The 19,977-nt window shown below is 46.6% G+C and carries 18 protein-coding genes, 1 tRNA gene and 1 riboswitch; of the genes, 8 read left to right on the top strand and 11 right to left on the bottom strand.

Annotated features, from left to right (window positions below; translation table 11 throughout):
- Nucleotides 1-6: 6 nt before the first annotated feature.
- From DWX26_RS13785 to DWX26_RS13775, 3 genes are all read right to left on the bottom strand, one after another.
- Nucleotides 7-2,286, bottom strand: a complete 2,280-nt coding sequence (locus tag DWX26_RS13785; RefSeq protein ID WP_243030686.1) for an ATP-binding protein — start codon at nt 2,284-2,286, stop codon at nt 7-9.
- A gap of 65 nt (nt 2,287-2,351) precedes the next feature.
- Complete coding sequence (locus DWX26_RS13780) at nt 2,352-4,196, bottom strand: ABC transporter substrate-binding protein (RefSeq protein WP_118601627.1); 1,845 nt, start codon at nt 4,194-4,196, stop codon at nt 2,352-2,354.
- 99 nt (nt 4,197-4,295) lie between these two features.
- Nucleotides 4,296-4,371, bottom strand: a riboswitch (cyclic di-GMP riboswitch).
- A gap of 156 nt (nt 4,372-4,527) precedes the next feature.
- Entirely contained in the window at nt 4,528-4,719 is a 192-nt protein-coding gene (locus tag DWX26_RS13775; protein ID WP_118601626.1) for a hypothetical protein, read from the bottom strand.
- A gap of 150 nt (nt 4,720-4,869) precedes the next feature.
- Between DWX26_RS13775 and DWX26_RS13770 the strand changes: the two genes are divergently transcribed.
- From DWX26_RS13770 to DWX26_RS17935, 6 genes are all read left to right on the top strand, one after another.
- Nucleotides 4,870-5,628, top strand: a complete 759-nt coding sequence (locus DWX26_RS13770; RefSeq protein ID WP_117802452.1) for a formate/nitrite transporter family protein — start codon at nt 4,870-4,872, stop codon at nt 5,626-5,628.
- Nucleotides 5,625-7,727, top strand: a complete 2,103-nt coding sequence (locus DWX26_RS13765; protein ID WP_118601625.1) for a DNA topoisomerase — start codon at nt 5,625-5,627, stop codon at nt 7,725-7,727. The genes DWX26_RS13770 and DWX26_RS13765 overlap by 4 nt, the downstream gene beginning before the upstream one ends.
- A 48-nt stretch (nt 7,728-7,775) precedes the next feature.
- Complete coding sequence (locus DWX26_RS13760) at nt 7,776-8,441, top strand: acyltransferase (RefSeq protein WP_055228579.1); 666 nt, start codon at nt 7,776-7,778, stop codon at nt 8,439-8,441.
- 224 nt (nt 8,442-8,665) lie between these two features.
- Nucleotides 8,666-9,358, top strand: a complete 693-nt coding sequence (locus tag DWX26_RS13755) for an iron-sulfur cluster assembly scaffold protein (protein ID WP_022463018.1) — start codon at nt 8,666-8,668, stop codon at nt 9,356-9,358.
- 25 nt (nt 9,359-9,383) lie between these two features.
- Nucleotides 9,384-10,394 carry a GGGtGRT protein gene (locus tag DWX26_RS13750; protein ID WP_022463017.1) on the top strand — a complete coding sequence of 337 codons (1,011 nt, stop codon included), beginning with the start codon at nt 9,384-9,386 and terminating at the stop codon, nt 10,392-10,394.
- 67 nt (nt 10,395-10,461) lie between these two features.
- The gene (locus DWX26_RS17935; protein WP_369123061.1) at nt 10,462-10,554 is read left to right on the top strand and encodes a DUF6783 domain-containing protein; all 93 of its coding nucleotides are present in this window, start codon (nt 10,462-10,464) and stop codon (nt 10,552-10,554) included.
- Between the two features lie 66 nt (nt 10,555-10,620).
- Here the strand turns inward: DWX26_RS17935 and asd are convergent, their stop codons facing one another.
- The 7 genes from asd to DWX26_RS13715 all read right to left on the bottom strand — a co-directional run bounded on the left by asd (nt 10,621) and on the right by DWX26_RS13715 (nt 17,188).
- Nucleotides 10,621-11,706 carry an aspartate-semialdehyde dehydrogenase gene (gene asd / locus DWX26_RS13745; protein ID WP_022463016.1) on the bottom strand — a complete coding sequence of 362 codons (1,086 nt, stop codon included), beginning with the start codon at nt 11,704-11,706 and terminating at the stop codon, nt 10,621-10,623.
- 87 nt (nt 11,707-11,793) lie between these two features.
- Nucleotides 11,794-13,173 carry an argininosuccinate lyase gene (gene argH / locus DWX26_RS13740; RefSeq protein ID WP_055228597.1) on the bottom strand — a complete coding sequence of 460 codons (1,380 nt, stop codon included), beginning with the start codon at nt 13,171-13,173 and terminating at the stop codon, nt 11,794-11,796.
- 193 nt (nt 13,174-13,366) lie between these two features.
- Nucleotides 13,367-14,260: a recombinase family protein gene (locus DWX26_RS13735; protein WP_147398130.1), complete on the bottom strand. Its 894-nt coding sequence runs from the start codon at nt 14,258-14,260 to the stop codon at nt 13,367-13,369.
- Nucleotides 14,261-14,331: 71 nt separating this feature from the next.
- On the bottom strand, nt 14,332-15,270 hold the full coding sequence (locus tag DWX26_RS13730; RefSeq protein WP_118601623.1) for a DNA/RNA non-specific endonuclease: 939 nt from the start codon (nt 15,268-15,270) through the stop codon (nt 14,332-14,334).
- Nucleotides 15,267-15,563, bottom strand: a complete 297-nt coding sequence (locus DWX26_RS13725; RefSeq protein WP_022463012.1) for a hypothetical protein — start codon at nt 15,561-15,563, stop codon at nt 15,267-15,269. Before DWX26_RS13725 ends, DWX26_RS13730 begins: the two co-directional genes overlap by 4 nt.
- A 16-nt stretch (nt 15,564-15,579) precedes the next feature.
- The gene (locus tag DWX26_RS13720) at nt 15,580-16,425 is read right to left on the bottom strand and encodes an ABC transporter permease (RefSeq protein ID WP_022463011.1); all 846 of its coding nucleotides are present in this window, start codon (nt 16,423-16,425) and stop codon (nt 15,580-15,582) included.
- Complete coding sequence (locus tag DWX26_RS13715; RefSeq protein ID WP_117510218.1) at nt 16,418-17,188, bottom strand: ABC transporter ATP-binding protein; 771 nt, start codon at nt 17,186-17,188, stop codon at nt 16,418-16,420. Before DWX26_RS13715 ends, DWX26_RS13720 begins: the two co-directional genes overlap by 8 nt.
- 110 nt (nt 17,189-17,298) lie before the next feature.
- Here DWX26_RS13715 and DWX26_RS13710 point away from each other — a divergent pair, with 110 nt between their 5' ends.
- Nucleotides 17,299-17,946, top strand: a complete 648-nt coding sequence (locus DWX26_RS13710) for an epoxyqueuosine reductase QueH (protein ID WP_117761585.1) — start codon at nt 17,299-17,301, stop codon at nt 17,944-17,946.
- A gap of 192 nt (nt 17,947-18,138) precedes the next feature.
- Here the strand turns inward: DWX26_RS13710 and DWX26_RS13700 are convergent.
- Nucleotides 18,139-18,211, bottom strand: a tRNA-Thr gene (locus tag DWX26_RS13700).
- A gap of 311 nt (nt 18,212-18,522) precedes the next feature.
- On the opposite strand from DWX26_RS13700, the gene DWX26_RS13695 reads away from it, so the two are divergent.
- Nucleotides 18,523-19,923, top strand: a complete 1,401-nt coding sequence (locus tag DWX26_RS13695) for a citrate/2-methylcitrate synthase (RefSeq protein WP_117802456.1) — start codon at nt 18,523-18,525, stop codon at nt 19,921-19,923.
- The last annotated feature ends 54 nt before the right edge of the window (nt 19,924-19,977 follow it).

The following is a 19,977-nucleotide window of genomic DNA, read 5'->3' as shown; positions in this document are numbered from 1 at the left end:
CCATCCCTAACTATCCTTTTTGATTCTTCTATGTCCGGTTACTTTCCATTCGTCACTGTACAGTGACCTGCGGTTCGGTACCCCCCCCCCGCCGGATTTTATGCTTCTAATCGTCTTTTCCAGCACCTTCATCTCAACCGGTTTTGAAACATGTGCATTCATGCCAGCCGTAAGGGAATGCTGAATGTCTTCTGAGAATGCATTGGCAGTCATGGCAATAATCGGTATCGTCTTTGCCAGTTCATGGGAACTTCTGCGGATTGCCCTCGTCGCCTCATAGCCATTCATAACAGGCATCTGCACATCCATCAGGATCATGTCATAATCACCTGGAGCAGACTGTTCAAATGCTTTCAAAATCTCTTCGCCATTTTCACAGATGGTACATTCCGCACCTTCAATCTTTAACAGTTCCGTCAGGATCTCCGCGTTCAGCTCATTATCCTCTGCACACAGGAATCTCATTCCTTGAAGGATATTACCATCCTGTTTATCTGTTTCTTCTTGTGCCGCCAGAGCAACTGTTCTATCCTCTGCAATTTTCAGATCCATGAGAACCTCAAAACAGCTTCCCTGTCCCAATTCACTCTCCACATCAATGGTACCTCCCATTGCCTCAACCAGATTCTTAGTAATCGCCATTCCAAGTCCGGTTCCCTGTATTTTATTTGTAATGGAACTTTCCGCACGGGTAAACGCATCAAAAATTGTATCCTTGAAATCTGCCGACATTCCCATACCATTATCGCTAACTAAGAAACGGTACTTTGCATAGACAGATGACTTTGTCTCACATTCTTCTACAAAGAACTGAATTTCCCCACCTTCCTGGGTATACTTCACTGCATTGGAAAGCAGGTTGCTGAAAATCTGTATCAGGTGAACCTGATCCCCATTCACCCACTCATGCTGAATATTTTCTTTTATGATTGTAAGGGTCTGCTGCTTTTCATATATTTGAGTATGAAATATAGTGTTAAGTTCCTGTACAAGATCCAGAATAGAAAAGTCAGAATATTTGAAGACTGTTTTTCCTGCCTCAATCTTGCTCATATCCAGAACGTCATTGATAATTCCCAACAGATGCCGCGATGAAATATCTATTTTATCTGCATACTCTATAACTTTTGCTTTATTACCTGCATCATGTCTGATCAAAGATGTGATACCAATGATTGCATTCATAGGAGTACGAATATCATGTGACATATTAGACAGGAAATCCGTTTTCGCCTTATTTGCATTTTCAGCTGTCTGTAAAGCCTCTGTTGCAACGTTCTTTGCCTTTTTCAGTTTTTGATTGACTACTTCCATTTCCTTCATTGTTTGCAAATGAAGTTCATTATTTCTTTTTTCATATTCTGCTCTTTGATCTGCAAGACTAAGTCTGGAAATACTGTAGAATAATCCGGCAAAAAGTAAAAGTATAAAACCTGCCATGAGTATTGTTGTAAACAACACCGTTTTCTGGTAATCCATCAGCACATTGTCCACAACTCCCTTTGCCACAATGCACACCAAAATGGTGTTGTTGCTTTCTATCGGGCAATACCCCATATAATAGGGGTTCTGTTTTCCCAAAAGTGCAACTCCGGATTCTCTGTTATCAAATTTCTTTTTGAACAAATCCGCCTCTTCTTCTGTAATAGCCTGTTGCCCTTTTAAATGTTTTAGCAAAGAATAATTACGCAGGTATTTATCACCACTCTGGTTCGTATACGTAATATTTCCGTCATCATCCAGCATGAACAAATAGGCTTTCCCATCATAACCTTTCAGTTTTAACATGGAATCCAGTTTCGAATGATCATACACAGTTCCAATTGCCGTATAAGTTTCTCCATTGATCGTGTATTCCTGACATGGAATCGCAACCAGATAACCGTCTTTTTTCTTCTGATCATAATCAAGACGCACCAGTTTTCCAATATTGTATCCGTTCTTTAAGTCCAGCAGAAGTTTACTTGGCATATCAATCCGCATTTTTGTTCCACCTGCTGATATTGCCTGACCATTTTCCTGAAGGAATATAAGAGTACTTTCCGATTCTTTTTCCCATGCTTCAAAGAAATTTTTGTTCGTATCCGTTTCAAGAGACAGTTCCCTCTCATGAAGTAAGAATTCCTCAACCAACTGCAGCTGGCTGTAGTATCCACTCACCTGAAGATCATAGGTCTGCTGTATCTGTTCAACAACAGCTCCCATACTGCTTTTTCCATTTTCGCTGATATACTTATTAGACTTACTTATAAGATACTTGATACAAACTAAGCTTAAAAGAATCATAAGTAGTATAAGCAACAGCCTTGTTATTTTTTTTCTTTTATTTACCGCTTGTTCTATCTCCACTTTTACTGTTCAACCTCTATATAGTCTTCCGGTGCTGACGGCTGCTGTCCTTTTGACATTGCTTCGGTCCATGCACTTGATAATGTTGTATCTTTAAGCTGCTCAATCTCACATTTCGGATTTATTTTTTTCAAAACGGACATTGTGGTGTCTGTAAGAAGAATCGAGTATTCCTTTTCTTTGTCTATTTTCTTATCATTAACTGTTAAGTCCTTTAACGAAAATCCACTTTTCTCTTGACTGACGATCATTTTCATACCAGATGCAATTGGTAATTCGTATTCATTGGTTACATAAAAATTCTCATCAGCTTCGGCGAGATAATTTTCCACGAGTTCACAAACCTGTTTACCATTTATTTTTGCAAAATATAATGTTGTATCTGAACTCTTCGCTGTCATCATGCCAACCCGGCTATTGGTGCATTCTCCTTTGTACATAGAAGAAGTAAAATAATAATATGGTGCCAGAGCCAGCTGTGCATCATTTTCTTCTCTGATCGTAGTTAAAATGGAAGATGCTGCATCACGGCCATTTCTATCGTTCAGTGAAATGGAATATTCATTTTCAAAATTCATCATTGCTTTTTCTTCTGGATCTTTACGATTCATTACACTGCGAAAAGTATCATAAGCCTGTGTTTCATCCATTTCCCCTGACAGTAATCCGTGAACAGCCTCAAGACTTGCATCAAATGATTTTTGGGCGGAATATCGGATATAAACAGCATTATGATTAATTTCCTCTTCCAGTCCAGGCACATCCTGCATCATGGTTGGAACATCTGTATTCAATGAAATAACACCGCTTCCATCCGCAATCAGCTTTTGCCCCTCTTCTGAAATCATACAATCCAGCACATCCAGCGCAGTATCCAGTTTCTCCCGGTCTTTTTCCAGGTTTTTGTTAAATGCAATGTTTAAGGACGGAGTCATGTACACATAGGATTCATCCGATGTCTGTGAAAAGTAAGGAATACGGGTCAGCTCCGCATCCATCTGTTTCTGCAGCTGCTGCATAACCGTCGGATGTCCATGAAACATTGCTGATTTTCCCTCGACAAACATCTGGATTCCTGTATTGACGTCAATATTGATATCTTCTTTACCAAAGTGCGAGTCCTTAAGAAACTGACTGGTTTCTGAAAAAATACGTTTCCATAATGTATCATCAAACTTCACTTCATCCGCTGCAGTCTCTGCACCGTTTCGCCATTCAATACCATCCAGGCTTGTAAACTCACCGATTGCCGCCGCCTGGATGATTTCATTATTAGACCAGTCTTCCCCAAGATCCATGGAATACGGTTTTATGCCATTATCATAAAACTGCTGACAGGCCTGTACATATTCCTCATAATTTTCTGGAATCTTTACGCCATACTGATCAAACAGTGTTTTGTTGGCAATGATCGTCTGCGGAATACCACAGATTGGCAGCCACTGGATTTCATCCTCCTCATTCTTATAATATTGCACCGCATAAGAATAATACTTGGAAACAACATCATAAGAAGCAAAATCCATAAGATAAGGCTGTAAGTCCTGTGCATCTGTTCCAGAAAATCGACGTACTGTTATAATATCCGGTAATTCATCATGTTCTTTAAAATAACTGTATAAATCGGTATCATTGTTACCTATAATAAATTCAATATCCTGATCTGGAAACTGTTCATGGATATAGGATGCAATATTTTTCATCAAACGATTTTCCCACAGATAAACGGTAAGATGATCATCATTTATAGATACTTCTTTCTTTGACTGTCCACATCCAGACAAGACAGCAGATGCTGCAAGTACACCTGACACCACTGCTGTCAGACAACGTTTTGCCTTTTTCATACTTTTATTTTCCTCATTTTTTCCTGATAAAATCATTATTGTTACGTCTGTGAAATAACACCGTAAAAAAGCACCGTCAGACAGACAGTGCACCTCATTTTATGCAACTGGCTGCCATTTTACAGGCCCTGTAGCTTTGCGTCCCAGACTTTCATCTGGTTTGCCAATTTCCTTATTATAGCTTTAATCTTATGCAAAAAACTGATTTTATTATACTTTAGTGTTCTACTATACGCAAGAAAAAGATTAACATTTTAACGTTCAAAAGCAAAAAAAAGAACAGCCGATACATATACTCGAACTGTTCTCCTATTAAGTACGTTACATTATTTTACAATAAAACTTCCAGAAATATGATATCTATCATATTTTCTGGAAGTCCTGTCTTTGAGCAAGTGGCTAACTCGGTTAAAAAAGCTTTCAATCCTTGTTTCAATCCCTCTGAGTTCATCATACAATCTGTCGTTTCACCCCTTATTTTCTGACATTTCTGTGGAAATATACTTTTTTCTTCCTCCTTCATTGCGAATCTTTCCGGGAAATGCTATAATAGCCAAAGTTGAAAGCGCGAAATCCGAAGCATTTGCAAGCTGCTCCGGAAAAAAAGACCATCCCCCGGACAAAAAGAGAGGGGATATGTCCATCCTACTGGACATAAGAAAGGAGTTATTCTATGCCTTATGATGACGTACAAAAATTTTCAGAGGCAGCCGTAAACAAAGCAAAGCTGCTGAAAGAACACCCGGGGAAATACTTTCTCCGTGCAGTCATGGCCGGTTTCTTTATCGTGGTTGCCATGATTTTCTCCAACGTGGTAGGCAATACGTTCCAGAGTACAGATCCTGCCTGGGGAAAACTGCTTGGCGGTATTGTGTTTGCCATTGCGGTTCTGCTGATCGTTTTTATCGGTGCAGAGCTTTTCACCGGAAACAATCTTGTTATGGCATTTGGGGCCTATGACAAAAAAGTCTCCTGGGCACAGGTTGGAAAAGTATGGCTGGTAAGCTACATCGGAAACTTTGTCGGATGCCTGATTCTCTCCGTAATTTTCGTACTGGCAGGTGCTTCCGGTACTGCCGATTATTACGCAGGATTTATTGGAAATAAACTTTCCATTCCTGCCGGAGAAATGTTTTTCCGTGCCATTCTCTGCAACTTCTTCGTCTGCCTCGCCGTTGCCTGCGGCATGAAATGCAAAAATGAAGTTGCCAAATTTTTCATGATTATACTTTGCATCGCCGGATTCGTTGTTGCCGGTTTTGAACACTGCGTTGCCAATATGGCCACCTTTGTTACCGCTGCACTTCTGGTCCCAGGCGGCATTTCTCTGACTGCCGCATTGAAAAGTATGGTCATTGTAACTATAGGAAACGCAATAGGAGGCGGTGTGCTCCTTGCCTGGCCGCTTCGAATGATGAGTGCAGATAAATGACAAAATCTTTATACATTGCGGAAAAACCGAGCGTTGCTCAGGAGTTCGCAAAAGCGTTAAAACAGAATATGCAGCGCAGGGATGGATACTTAGAGTCGGATCAGTCCGTCGTAACCTGGTGCGTCGGTCACCTGGTTACGATGAGTTATCCGGAAAAATATGATCCTGCGTTAAAAAGGTGGAGTCTCGAGACCCTGCCTTTTTTGCCTGAAAACTTCAAATATGAAGTTATCCCGGAAGTAAAAAAGCAGTTCACCATTGTGAGTAACCTGCTCCACCGGGAGGATATTGAAACCATTTATGTCTGTACCGACTCCGGGCGGGAGGGAGAATACATCTATCGTCTCGTCGCGCAGATGGCCGGTATCAAAGACAAGAAACAGAAGCGTGTCTGGATCGACTCGCAGACAGAAGAAGAAATTCTGCGCGGTATCCGCGAAGCGAAGGACGAAAGTGAATACGACAATCTTTCGGCATCCGCTTATCTCCGCGCCAAAGAAGATTACCTGATGGGCATTAATTTTTCCCGTCTTCTCTCGCTCAAATACGGAAGCGCTGTCGCATCGTATCTCGGCACTAAATATCAGTCTATTTCCGTCGGCCGTGTTATGACATGTGTGCTCGGCATGGTCGTACGCCGGGAGCGCGAAATCCGCAGCTTTGTGAAAACACCATTCTACCGTGTCATCGCCGGTCTTTCCTTAAATGGACGCAATTTTGAGGGGGAATGGCGCGCCGTAAAAGGCAGCCGCTACTTCAACTCTCCGCTTCTCTATAAGGAGAACGGCTTCCAGAAAAAAGAGGACGCACAGAAACTGATCGAGGAATTAAGCATGCAGAATCCTCTGATCCCGCATGTCCTGAAAATGGAGCGAAAAAAGGAAAATAAAAATGCGCCACTGCTTTACAACCTTGCGGAGCTGCAAAATGACTGTGCCCGCTTTTTCAAAATCAGTCCGGATGAAACGCTGAAAGTTGTTCAGGAGCTTTACGAGAAAAAGCTGGTTACCTATCCGCGAACCGATGCCCGTGTGCTTTCTTCTGCCGTTGCCAGGGAAATCAGCAAAAACCTGCGCGGCCTGCAGCAGTACGGCATCTGCAGCGGCCTTGCAAATGAAATTTTGCAGGGTGAAAGCTGGAAAAAGATTGGTTCCACCCGCTATACAAACGATAAACAGATTACCGATCACTATGCGATCATTCCGACCGGACAGGGCCTTAACAATCTGCGGAACCTCTCGGAACTCTCCGCAAAAGTTTATGAGACGATTGTCCGCCGTTTTCTCGGTATCTTCTATCCGCCGGCGGTCTATCAGAAAGTTGCTCTTGTCACCGAAATCGGCGGCGAGCAGTTTTTCTCCAACTTCCGTGTTCTCGTGCAGGAGGGCTATTTAAAAGCCATGCAGTATTCTTTCTTCCGTAAGAAAGAGGAGGACGACGAGGGCAGAAAGGAAGACGAGACGACTTGCGATCCCTCTTTTCTTGCAGCGCTGTCCCAGCTGCAGAAAGGCAGCGAGCTGAATCTTCTCGACCTTTCTATCAAGGAAGGAGAAACCTCTCCGCCAAAACGCTACACCTCCGGTTCGATGATCCTTGCAATGGAAAATGCCGGACAGCTCATTGAAGACGAGGAGCTGCGCGAACAGATTAAGGGAAGCGGCATCGGAACGAGTGCGACGCGTGCTGAGATTCTGAAAAAGCTTGTCTTTATCAAATATCTTGCTCTGAACAAAAAGACACAGGTTATCACCCCGACACAGCTTGGCGAAATGATCTACGACGTCGTACACCAGTCGATCCGCCCGCTTCTGAATCCGGAGCTGACGGCAAGCTGGGAAAAGGGACTTACCTATGTAGCGGAAGGCTCCATTACCTCCGAGGAATATATGGGAAAACTGGAAAACTTTGTGACACGCCACACGGTAAATGTGAAGCAGATGCGGAATCAGTTCCAGCTAAAGAGCAGCTTTGATGCGTCCGCGCCGTATTACAAAAAAGCCTCTTCCACGCGCTCCCGTACCGGGAAACGTACCGCTGCAGAAGACTCCTCTGCAAAGTCCTATTCCACCGCCAGAAAAAAGGGCACACAGAACTCCTGAAATGTGGTAAGATAAACAGGAACTAAAACAAGAAAGGATGAATCACGCATGAAAGATGCAACCATTTCTGAACTTTATGATTTAACCCAGACCATTGCCGCAAAAATCTTTGAAGGCAAAACGTATCCATGGGAAGTGCTTCCGCTCATTAAAGATTTTATTCTTGAACTCGGCGAAACACTCGATCCGGCAGAATACGAAAAACGCGGCGAAAATGTCTGGATCGCAAAAGATGCCGTGATCGCACCGACCGCTTCCATCAACGGCCCATGCATCATCGGAAAAGGCGCGGAGATCCGCCAGTGTGCTTTTATCCGCGGAAATGCCATCGTCGGCGAGGGCGCTGTCGTTGGAAACTCCACCGAACTGAAAAATGTCATTCTCTTTAATAAAGTACAGGTTCCGCATTACAACTATGTCGGCGACTCTGTTCTTGGATACAAAGCCCATATGGGTGCCGGTTCCATTACTTCCAATGTAAAATCCGATAAGAAGCTCGTTGTTGTCAAAGGCGCAGATGAACAGATCGAAACCGGACTGAAAAAATTCGGTGCGATGCTCGGCGATGAAGTTGAGGTCGGCTGTAACAGCGTATTGAACCCGGGAACGGTTGTCGGAAGAAATTCCAACATTTATCCACTCTCCTGTGTTCGCGGTGTGATCCCGTCAGGTCATATTTTTAAGAATGCGAAAGAAATTGTCAAAAAAATCTGATAATTAAAAAAATTCTCTTTTATCGAGAGAAAACCAAACCGATTGATTTAAAAGACCGCCGGAAATTTTATCGTTTTCCGGTGGTCTTTGCAATTTTTTATCAAAATATGCTGGACGAATGACCAATTTTGTGAGACAATAACCATAGGTCTGTGAACAGGCTGGAAACAGTCCGTTCGAAAGACAAAAGCTCAAATAAGTACATATTTGAAAGGAGTTTAACAATGACTTATTCACACGAAGTAGAAATGATGTGTCCGGTTGCCCAGGGCGTGCATCACGGTGCAGCTCCGATTCCGGAGGAAGCAAAATGGGTAAAAGCAAAAGAAATCAAAGACATTTCCGGATTCACTCACGGTATTGGCTGGTGCGCACCGCAGCAGGGTACCTGCAAGCTGACTCTGAACGTAAAAGAGGGCGTTATCCAGGAAGCTCTCGTTGAGACCATCGGATGTTCAGGAATGACTCATTCTGCAGCTATGGCATCTGAGATTCTGCCAGGACTTACCATCCTTGAGGCACTGAATACTGACCTTGTGTGTGATGCTATCAATACTGCTATGAGAGAGCTCTTCCTGCAGATCGTTTACGGAAGAAGCCAGAGTGCATTCTCCGAGGACGGACTGGTTGTAGGCGCAGGCCTGGAAGACCTTGGTAAAGGACTTCGTTCCCAGGTTGGTACCATGTACGGAACTCTTGCAAAAGGACCTCGTTATCTGGAGATGACCGACGGTTATGTAACAGGTATCGCTCTGGATGCAGATGATGAGATTATCGGTTACAAATTCATCAACTTCGGAAAGATGATGGACTTCATCAAAGCCGGCGATGATGCAAACACAGCTTTCGAAAAAGCAAGCGGACAGTACGGACGTGTTGCTGATGCTGTTAAGATCGTTGACCCGAGAAAAGAGTAATCAGATAATTTAGGAGGATAGGAAAATGGCTTTATTTGAATCATATGAAAGAAGAGAGAAACAGATTCTGGCTAAGCTTGCTGAGTACGGAATCAACTCCATCGAAGAAGCTGCAGAAGTTACAAAAGCTGCTGGCCTTGATGTATACAAAATGATCGAAGGCATTCAGCCAATCTGCTTCGAGAATGCAAAATGGGCTTACACTGTAGGCGCAGCAATCGCAATCAAAAAAGGATGCCGCAAAGCTTCTGAAGCTGCTGCAGCAATCGGTGAGGGACTTCAGTCCTTCTGTATCCCGGGTTCTGTAGCAGATCAGCGTAAAGTTGGTCTTGGCCATGGTAACCTTGGTAAAATGCTTCTGGAAGAGGACACCGAGTGCTTCGCATTCCTGGCTGGACATGAGTCCTTCGCAGCTGCTGAGGGTGCTATCGGTATCGCTGAAAAAGCAAACAAAGTACGTCAGAAACCTCTGCGTGTTATCCTGAACGGTCTTGGAAAAGACGCTGCTCAGATCATCGCTCGTATTAACGGCTTTACTTATGTAGAGACTGAGTATGACTACTACACCGGAGAACTGAAAGAAGTATTCAGAAAAGCATACTCCGATGGACCGCGTGCGAAAGTTAACTGCTACGGCGCTAACGACGTTCGTGAAGGCGTTGCTATCATGTGGAAAGAGAACGTTGACGTTTCCATCACCGGAAACTCCACCAACCCGACTCGTTTCCAGCATCCAGTTGCAGGTACCTACAAAAAAGAGCGTATCGAAGCTGGTAAAAAATACTTCTCCGTTGCTTCCGGCGGTGGTACAGGACGTACTCTTCACCCGGACAACATGGCAGCAGGTCCTGCTTCCTACGGTATGACCGATACTATGGGACGTATGCATTCTGACGCTCAGTTTGCAGGTTCTTCTTCTGTACCGGCTCACGTAGAGATGATGGGTCTGATCGGCGCAGGAAACAACCCGATGGTTGGTATGACTGTTGCTGTTGCTGTAGCTGTTGAAGAGGCAGCAAAAGCTGGCAAATTCTAAGATTAGCCAAACTTTGCGTAAATAAAATTATTTGAGCAAAAAAGAAGCGCCGCGGGAATTTTCCCGTATGGCGCTTCTTTTTTGCTGCTTTCGATATCCTGCAAAGTTGGGCGTGCAGATTGCAGGAACGATGTTTCAAACACATGCTATATTCTTTTGATCCATGCACAAAAAACGCCTCTGAACCCAAAACGTTTCAGAGGCGTTTTTTATATCATTCTAAGCATTATTTTGCAGCGATAAACTTCTTTGCAACCAATGTCTCTGCACAAAGTACTGCTCCGCCTGCTGCGCCGCGGACCGTGTTGTGGGACAGACCTACGAATTTCCAGTCGTAGATGGAATCCTCTCTTAAACGGCCTACGTTGATTCCCATACCGTTCTCGTAGTTGACATCCAGTGTTACCTGCGGACGGTTATCTTCTGTCATGTAACGGATGAACTGTTTCGGTGCGCTTGGCAGATTCAGCTCCTGCGGAAGGCCTTTGAAGTTCTCCAGTTTTTCGATCAGCTGCTCTTTCGTCGGTTTCTTGCGGAATTTTACGAAAACAGCTGCGGTGTGTCCGTTTAATACCGGAACACGGATACACTGACAGGTGATCTTCGGCTCAGTTGCTTTTACGATCACGCCGTTTTCAATTTTACCCCAGATACGAAGCGGCTCCTGCTCGCTCTTCTCTTCTTCTCCGCCGATGAACGGGATGATGTTTCCTTCCATCTCCGGCCAGTCTTTGAAGGTTTTTCCTGCTCCGGAAATTGCCTGGTATGTGGTTGCAACCACTTCATATGGCTCGAACTCTTTCCATGCCGTTAATACCGGTGCATAGCTCTGGATTGAACAGTTCGGTTTTACAGCGATAAAGCCTCTCTTGGTTCCCAGACGTTTTTTCTGAAACTCGATAACATCGAAGTGCTCCGGGTTGATTTCCGGAACTACCATCGGAACATCCGGTGTCCAGCGGTGTGCGCTGTTGTTGGAAACAACCGGTGTCTCGGTCTTTGCATATGCTTCTTCAATCGCTTTGATCTCATCTTTCGACATATCAACAGCGGAAAATACAAAATCTACGGTAGATGCCACATGCTCTACATCATTTACATTCATCACAACGAGCTTTTTCACTGCTTCCGGCATTGGAGTATCCATTTTCCAGCGTCCGCCGACTGCTTCCTCATATGTTTTTCCGGCACTTCTCGGACTTGCTGCCAGGGTCACAACTTCAAACCACGGATGGTTCTCCAGCAGAGAAATAAATCTCTGTCCTACCATACCGGTTGCTCCTAAAATTCCTACTCTCAATTTCTGCTCCATTGGTTTCATCTCCTTGTTCTTCTGTGGCGTACATTTGTGCGTCTCATGTCATACTATACCAATTTTTTCAAAATTGCAACTGTTTTTTCAATTTTCCTGTAAATATTTTTTATTCTGCTCGATGACAGCCTGCATCGCATCTGCTCCCGGCGCACCGATCGTGTTGCGTCGTTCTACGCAGTTCTTCATGCTGATGGCATCATAAATATCATCCTCGAAGACCGGGCTGATCGCTTTGTACTCTTCGAGTTTCATATCATCAAGGGAGATTCCTTTGTCAATGCAGTACAGAACGAGACGGCCGACAATGCCATGTGCATCGCGGAACGGAACGCCTTTTCCAACAAGGTAATCAGCTGCGTCCGTTGCATTCGTGAAACCGTTCTTTGCACTGTTCTCCATGCGGTCTTTTTTGAAGTGCATGGTAGAAAGCATGCCATTGAACAGAGCCAGGCATCCTTTTACGGTGTCGATGGCATCGAAGGTCAGCTCTTTATCCTCCTGCATATCTTTGTTGTACGCCAGCGGGATTCCCTTCATAGTGGTGAGCATTGACATCAGAGCTGCGTAAACGCGGCCTGTTTTTCCTCGAACAAGCTCTGCGATATCCGGATTCTTTTTCTGCGGCATGATACTGCTTCCGGTGCTGTATGCGTCGTCGATGTCCACAAACTGGTACTCATTGGTATTCCAGATGATGATCTCCTCGGAGAAGCGGGAAAGATGCATCATAATCGTAGAAAGAGCACTGAGGAGCTCAATGACATAGTCACGGTCGGATACGGAATCCATGCTGTTTAAGGTCGGGCCGTCAAAGCCGAGCAGCTCTGCTGTGTAAGCGCGGTCCAACGGATACGTCGTTCCAGCCAGCGCACCGGAACCGAGCGGACAGTAATTCATTCTCTTGTAGATGTCTGCAAGGCGGCCTCTGTCGCGGCGGAACATTTCAAAATATGCGCCCATGTGATGTGCCAGTGTGATCGGCTGTGCTTTCTGCAGATGGGTGAATCCCGGCATATAGGTGTGAATGTTCTCTTCCATGATTTTTTCAAGTGTTACCAGCACCTCTTTGACGAGTGCATCAATCTCGGTGATCTCATCGCGGACATAAAGTTTCATATCGAGGGCTACCTGGTCATTGCGGCTTCTTCCGGTGTGCAGCTTCTTTCCGGCGTCTCCGATGCGGTCGATCAGGTTTGCCTCCACGAAGCTGTGGATATCCTCATATTCGCTGGTGATTTCCAGTTTTCCGCTCTCTACATCGGCAAGAATCCCCTCCAGTCCTGCAAGAATCTGGTCTCTCTCCTCTTCTGTCAGGATGCCCTGTTTTGCCAGCATCTTTACATGTGCCATGCTGCCTTTGATGTCCTGTTTATAGAATTTCTGATCAAAGCTGATGGATGCATTAAAATTATACACTAACTTGTCGGTCTCTTTTGTGAACCGTCCGCCCCATAACTGTGCCATTTTCATTCCTCTTTTCCTGTAAGTTTTTTAAATTATCATGCATTATTATACAAGCATCCAACCTTCCTTTGCAAGTCAAATCACCTACTTTCCCGAATTTCGGCGTTTTGTGTAGTTTTTTTCCAGCCAGCCCAAGATGCCGTACAATCCTGCCGCAACGAGGCAGAGGATCAGGATGGACAGGATTACCCAGTCAAGTCTGAACAGATTTGCCCACCTTTTTGCGGCAGAGACGCTCGTCAGCCGCCCGATTTGCCGCTATCCAGAGCTCTTCAGAGACGATAGCAGGAATTTTCCCCGCATAGACGTACTGCCCGCCCGGCGGTGTAGGGAGCGTTTTTCCGGTGTTAAAATCGTAATGCTTCTTGTTCATGACTACGGTGCCTTTATTCATGGGATTCCGCACCATGCGGATAATGTCTGTTCCAGAGAATGGTTTTCCGGCGCGGCTGCGGACGCCCTCCGCTGCCAGAACCGCCGCAATTTTCCGTCCGCCGAGACCGTCTGCACAGAGTTCGTACATACGGTGCTTCACTGCGGCCTCCTCCGGGATGATCTCAATCGCTCCGCCTGCCGTCCGCCGGTAACCATAACTTTTTGAGGTCAGCACCGGCTTTCCATTATTCTGCTGCCGTTTCTGGTGCGCCAGATTCATCTTCTTGCTCAGCTCCCGGCTGTACTCCTCCGCCAGAATCGCCTTAATGCCGGTCAGAAGCGCGTCTTCCGGCGAATAGAATGTGTTCTCCAGATAAAAATACAGCCGCTTTCCGGCGCAGTTTAAGCGGTCTGCGAACAGATACCAGTCCCGCGTGTTCCGCATCAGGCGGTCCTGCGACTTGATTACGACGACATCAAACCGGTTCTGCTCGAGATCCTCGTACAGGCGGTTATATTCCCGTCTGCCCTTCCGGCTCGTACCGGAGCGGCTCTCCACGTAGGCATCCACAAGCCTCCATCCTCTTGCCCGGATTGCCTCTTCCGCCTCCGCCGCCTGTCTTACCAGCGCATCCTTCTGATTTTCCTCCTCGGTGCTGCACCTTGCATAATAAACCGCACGCAGCTTCTCCTCTTCCATCTCCTGTCTCACTTTCCAGATGCTTCTCTTTACTATATAGAAAAAAGGACCGGAAAGTTCCGACCCTCTTTTTGTAATTTCTTTTACGGATTGCACCGTCCGCACGGCTCATAGCCTTCGGCGATCAGGTCCTCGCGCGGTCCCTGATATGTCGCCTTGTTTTCATCCTTAATCGAGCTGACGCTGGAGCATGACGGCAGGTGGAATTTCATGCTGGATGTGTTCATGACATATTCCTGCTGATCCGTCATCGTTCCGCTGCTTTCGCTTAACGTGCTGTCTCCCGTTGCATAATTAATCGAGATGCCCGGCTGATTGTTGTATGCGAAGATATGGAAGGAAATGCCCTCGCCGTCATCTTCCATGGAAAGTGCCTCCATCTCCACACCGTCCGCTACAAGGTCGTCCCCGGTAAAAATTGGTGTAACGCGGTACAGCACATGGTTTCCGGTCTCTTTGACGTAGTCGGCAACCATGTTTTCAAACGGCAGCATGCCCTCGACGTTCAGATAACGTGTTCCAGTGATCAGATTCTTCTCGTTTGCATTCTCACCGGTCAGCTGGTATCCGATCAGATGGCAGCGGTTGTACAGATATTTACCTTCCACCTGATCGTATTTTACCGTATGCCAGCCCGTCGGCTTTACCTGGCCGATCGCGCCGCGCTTCTCCGTCGGCATCAGATCCTGGCCAATATTCGCCTCTGCCACGCCGCACCGTCCCAGGCTGTCCAGATCGCTGTAATGCTCGTACGACTCGGTCGTCTTTTCCTCATCGGTAAAATCCGGCTCATTTCCGTTTAAAACGACATACGGTTCACCGGAAAACTCCGGAACATCAAGAACTGAAACGGCCGTCGGTGCCTGATCGGTAATCTGGGATTCCGTCATCGTATAAGCGGCCGTAACCTCCGAACCGGAATCTGCTCTCTCCGTCGAGAGAAGATCCTGCGCCTCACAGCCGGTCAGTGTCAGAGCAAGAAGCGCCGCCAGCAGCAGAAGCTGTTTTCTTAGTTTTTTCATTTCTCATATACCTCTTTCGTTATTTTCTCATGGGAATAGCCTGCAAACTCCTCCTCGGACACTTTATTCCATTTGGAAAGATCCAGGTCGAATTTCCGGTCAGACGGATAATGCCGGTTCCACCAGAAAACGATGATTTTCTCTATCTTCGCTTCCACAGCCTGCAGTCCCGTATTCTCCACAAAGCAGTATTCTCCTTCGCCTGCCTGCTCCAGAAAATCTGCCGCCGCCTGAAGTGTTACCTTCCCACTCTCCTTCTGCTCCGCGAACAGCTTTTCCGAAGCCGGATTCATCCAGAGCGTTTTCCCCTCACACAGTTCGCAGATTTTTTCCGTTACCACGCGGTCCCGCGAAACGCGTCGTCCGCCAAACTGCATTCCTCTTCGTTCTTCCAGACATACGATTCCAATCATCTGTCATCCTCCCTTCTCTTGCGTGTGCATATCTGAACACCTGACTGCCGTAGATAATCAGATAGCCAAGCCCCTCTCTTGCCCCGATAAACTCTCCGATTACAACACCGACGAGGCACAGGCCGATGTTGACCTTCCACACGGCGAGCAGCCCCGGAAACGACCACGGCAGCACGACGCGGAACAGCATATCCTTCTTCGTTCCGCCGAGTGTTGCAATCAGGCGGAGCATATCCGGCTCCACACTCTGAAAACTGCTGTAAATGCTGATCACCGAGCCGAATATCGCAACGGAAATGCCGGCCGTGATGATCGTTTTCACGTTTGCCCCCATCCACACAATGAGAAGCGGGGCGAGCGCCGATTTCGGCAGGCTGTTCAGGACTACCAGGTACGGCTCCATCACCGCAGAAAAGCGCGGAAAGAGCCACAAAAGCACAGCGAACGCCATGCCAAGTGCCGAGACAAGCAGAAAGCTGATTCCCGTCTCATACACCGTGATCCCGATATGGCGCAGAAGGTTCTGCTCCGTCAGCAGGGTCACGAACGTTTTTCCCACCCGCACAGGGCTGGAAAAGATAAACGGATCAATCCATCTCAGATCCGCCGCCACCTCCCATAATACCAGAAAACTGACGAGAAGCAAAGCCCGAAACACCCGCACCTGCTCCCGTTCTCTTTTTTTCTGCCGGAGATACGCCCTCTGAAAGCTGCTCTCCGGCGTTTTTGCCTGCTCACGCATTTTCATTCAGCTCCTTCCAGATGGCATTGAAATACGTTTTAAATTCCGGCGCACTGCGCGCTTTCATCGGCGTGCGCTCCTCCATCGCAAACCGGATCGGAATCTTTTTTTTCACATATGCCGGCCGTGCCGCCAGAACAATCACACGGTCCGCCATACTGATGGCCTCCGAAATATCGTGTGTCACGAGAATTGCTGTCTTTCCCTCTTTTTTGATGATCTTTCCGATATCATCACAGACGTTCAGCCTCGTCTGGTAGTCGAGAGCGGAGAACGGCTCGTCAAGCAGCAGAAGATCCGGCTCCATCGCCAGTGTACGGATCAGTGCCGCCCTCTGCCGCATACCGCCGGAAAGTTCGGACGGACGGGCATTGGAAAAGGATTTCAGGCCGTATGTCTCCATCATCTCCCCGACTTTTTCTTTCCGCTCGGGTGTCAGCGTGCGCGAAATCTCAAGGCCCAGCAGAACGTTGCTGTAGATGGTCCGCCATTCAAACAGGTGGTCTCTCTGCAGCATGTAGCCGATATGGAGATCCGCCTCCGTGATCGGCCGTCCGCGGCTCAGCAGAGTTCCCGCCTCCGGCTTTAAAAGACCGGAAATCAAGTTCAGGATCGTGCTCTTTCCGCAGCCGCTCGGTCCGACAAGAGCAACAAATTCCCCCGTTTTTACCGAAAAGGTCAGATCGCACAGCGCCGGTGTTTCTCCTTTCATGGTGTGATAGGACAGTGATATATGCTCTAATGACAGGATTTGATCATCCATTTTTTTGCATCCTCCTCTATCTATAAGATATCATATGCAGCTTGCATCCCAGCCGCGCTGAGGCTATAATAGAAAGGATTGAAAGATACCAGGAGGTTTGAAGATACATTATGGCCAATAAAAGAAATTACCAGAAGGAGCTGGATGCGAAGATTGCAGGACTTCACGGTGAAGTTCCGACCTTGCTGCTGCACAGCTGCTGTGCGCCGTGCAGCAGTTACGTGCTGGAATATCTGTCGCAGTATTTTTCCATTACGCTCTTTTACTATAATCCCAACATCTATCCGCCGACGGAGTACGAGCACCGCGTGGAGGAACAGCAGCGTCTGATCCATTCTCTTCCCGCCGTGCATCCGATTTCCTTCTGCCCCGGCCCGTACGATTCTGACCGGTTCTATAAACTGACACGCGGGATGGAAAATGTGCCAGAGGGCGGCGAGCGCTGTTTTGTCTGCTATGAAATGCGGCTCCGCGAAGCGGCCGAAATGGCAAAGCAGCTCAAACTCGACTATTTTACAACAACCCTCTCCATCAGCCCGCTGAAAAACGCGGAAAAGCTGAATGAAATCGGAGAACGGCTTGCCGCCGAATACGGGATCCCATATCTCAATTCAGATTTCAAGAAACGGGGCGGCTACCAGCGTTCCATCGAACTTTCCCATGAATACGGCCTCTACCGCCAGGACTACTGCGGCTGCGTCTTTTCCCGCCGGGAACGCGACGCACGGGTGGCAGCACAGGAAAATGGCAACAGCTGATGTGCTCTTTGAAGTGTCCGGCCAAAAGCTCCGTCAGGATATGCTGTACGAACTGATTTTCCTGAAACTTGTAACAGCAAACGCCCTTTGCAGCAGATCTTTTTCCTGCAAAGGGCGTTCGTATTTATGTCATATTTCTCATGATACCAGAAAACCCGCAGAACCTTACGTCCTGCGGGTTTCTAAAGAATAAGCCGAAAATCAGATTCGAACTGACGACCCCTTCATTACGAGTGAAGTGCTCTACCGGCTGAGCTATTTCGGCCTGTGAAATTCATTTCCTGAATGACACAATCATTATTATACCGTATTTTTTTGAAATTGCAAGCATTTTTTTGAAATTTATGAATCTTTTTCTAAAATTTGTTCCGCCCCACTGATTTCCCGCCGTTTCCATCCCTGTTGTTTTCACCTCCCTGGCGCAAATTTTATGCATAAACTTTGTCCTCACTTTCAAAAATTAAGGAAAACCATCCCTTTTCCTTATAAAAATTAATGTATTTTGAAAGAAAAGCATTGACAACCGCCAAAAAAGTAAGTATAGTTTTTAACTAAAGGAAGAAAGGGGCTGTTGTCATGACCATGCAATACGATAATCTGGAAGACAAGCTCAGTCAGCTTGTAGAGTATACGAAAGATTCCGGAAAGATTGATTTATCTTTATACACTGAGTACGATGTAAAACGGGGACTGCGTGATTCCACTGGTAAAGGTGTTCTCACCGGCCTGACCGAAATTTCCGATGTTATCGGCTTCGATATTGATGAGCGCACCGGCGAAAAAGTTCCGACCGATGGCCGTCTCTATTTTCAGGGCTATAACGTCGCTGATCTGATCAAAGGTATGGAAGGACGACGCTTCGGTTTTGAAGAGATTACCTATCTTCTTCTGTTCGGTTCTCTTCCGACAGAACCGCAGTTAAATGATTTCAACGAAATTTTAAGTATCTACCGCGAGCTACCGGACACTTTTGTCCGCGACGTTGTCATGAAGGCAACCAGCAAAAACATGATGAATACTCTGCAGCGCTGTGTGCTGACCCTGTATTCCTACGACGAAAAGCCGGATGACATTTCCATTCCGAACGTCCTCCGCCAGGCTTTGAGTCTGATCGCCAAAATGCCGCTGATCGCCGTTTACGGCTACCATGCATACCGCCACTACCACGAAAACCAGAACCTGATCATCCGAAATCCGAAACCGGAGCTGTCGATGGCTGAAAACATTCTGCAGATGCTTCACCCGGATGGAGAATACACTGCTCTGGAGGCAAAGGTTCTCGATGTTGCGTTAATTCTTCACGCAGACCACGGCGGCGGAAATAACTCAACATTTACGACACACGTTGTCTCCTCCTCCGGAACCGATACCTACTCTGCTGTTGCCGCTTCTTTAAGTTCCTTAAAAGGACCGCGCCACGGCGGTGCCAACTTGAAGGTTATGGAGATGTTTGAAAATATTGAAGAGAATGTTACAAACTGGGAAGACGAAAACGAACTGCGCACCTACCTGACCAAAATGCTTGATCGTGAAACATTCGATGGAACGGGTCTTATCTATGGTATGGGCCATGCTGTTTATACCCTGTCCGATCCACGTTGTGTGATTCTAAAAGAATATGCAAAGAAGCTTTCCGCTGAGAAGCACCGCGAGAAAGAATTTGCTCTCTATGAGTCTGTAGAACGCATTGCCGGCGAGTGTATCGCCAAAAAGCGCCGTCTGCTCAAACCAGTCTGTGCAAATGTTGATTTCTACAGCGGTTTCGTCTACACAATGCTTGGCCTTCCAAAAGAGCTCTACACCCCGATCTTTGCTATCTCCCGTATCTCCGGCTGGTCCGCACACCGGATCGAAGAGCTTGTCAACGAAGGAAAGATCATCCGTCCGGCTTATAAATATGTCGGTCATCATCGTCCGTACGTTGCCATTGAAAGAAGAACCCCAAGAAAGACTTCCCACAGTTTTTCAAATAACTAAAAAATTATGCGAAAAGGACACCTGCCCCGTACCGTTCTGGTATCGGGCAGGTGT

This window comes from Blautia sp. AF19-1, from assembly GCF_003479155.1.
GTDB classification, from domain to species: domain Bacteria; phylum Bacillota; class Clostridia; order Lachnospirales; family Lachnospiraceae; genus Fusicatenibacter; species Fusicatenibacter saccharivorans.
This window is presented reverse-complemented; position numbering and strand designations above follow the sequence as displayed.

Excerpts from the sequence above, each read along its gene's own strand:
- DWX26_RS13715 (WP_117510218.1), bottom strand. The coding sequence starts at position 17,188 with ATGGATGATCAAATCCTGTCATTAGAGCATATATCACTGTCCTATCAC.
- DWX26_RS13695 (WP_117802456.1), top strand. The coding sequence starts at position 18,523 with ATGACCATGCAATACGATAATCTGGAAGACAAGCTCAGTCAGCTTGTA.
- DWX26_RS13785 (WP_243030686.1), bottom strand. The coding sequence starts at position 2,286 with ATGATTCTTTTAAGCTTAGTTTGTATCAAGTATCTTATAAGTAAGTCT.
- DWX26_RS13710 (WP_117761585.1), top strand. The coding sequence starts at position 17,299 with ATGGCCAATAAAAGAAATTACCAGAAGGAGCTGGATGCGAAGATTGCA.
- DWX26_RS13730 (WP_118601623.1), bottom strand. The coding sequence starts at position 15,270 with ATGAAAAAACTAAGAAAACAGCTTCTGCTGCTGGCGGCGCTTCTTGCT.
- DWX26_RS13725 (WP_022463012.1), bottom strand. The coding sequence starts at position 15,563 with ATGAATCCGGCTTCGGAAAAGCTGTTCGCGGAGCAGAAGGAGAGTGGG.
- DWX26_RS13780 (WP_118601627.1), bottom strand. The coding sequence starts at position 4,196 with ATGAAAAAGGCAAAACGTTGTCTGACAGCAGTGGTGTCAGGTGTACTT.
- argH (WP_055228597.1), bottom strand. The coding sequence starts at position 13,173 with ATGGCACAGTTATGGGGCGGACGGTTCACAAAAGAGACCGACAAGTTA.
- DWX26_RS17935 (WP_369123061.1), top strand. The coding sequence starts at position 10,462 with ATGGCGCTTCTTTTTTGCTGCTTTCGATATCCTGCAAAGTTGGGCGTG.
- asd (WP_022463016.1), bottom strand. The coding sequence starts at position 11,706 with ATGGAGCAGAAATTGAGAGTAGGAATTTTAGGAGCAACCGGTATGGTA.
- DWX26_RS13775 (WP_118601626.1), bottom strand. The coding sequence starts at position 4,719 with ATGAAGGAGGAAGAAAAAAGTATATTTCCACAGAAATGTCAGAAAATA.
- DWX26_RS13755 (WP_022463018.1), top strand. The coding sequence starts at position 8,666 with ATGACTTATTCACACGAAGTAGAAATGATGTGTCCGGTTGCCCAGGGC.
- DWX26_RS13760 (WP_055228579.1), top strand. The coding sequence starts at position 7,776 with ATGAAAGATGCAACCATTTCTGAACTTTATGATTTAACCCAGACCATT.
- DWX26_RS13750 (WP_022463017.1), top strand. The coding sequence starts at position 9,384 with ATGGCTTTATTTGAATCATATGAAAGAAGAGAGAAACAGATTCTGGCT.
- DWX26_RS13720 (WP_022463011.1), bottom strand. The coding sequence starts at position 16,425 with ATGCGTGAGCAGGCAAAAACGCCGGAGAGCAGCTTTCAGAGGGCGTAT.
- DWX26_RS13770 (WP_117802452.1), top strand. The coding sequence starts at position 4,870 with ATGCCTTATGATGACGTACAAAAATTTTCAGAGGCAGCCGTAAACAAA.
- DWX26_RS13765 (WP_118601625.1), top strand. The coding sequence starts at position 5,625 with ATGACAAAATCTTTATACATTGCGGAAAAACCGAGCGTTGCTCAGGAG.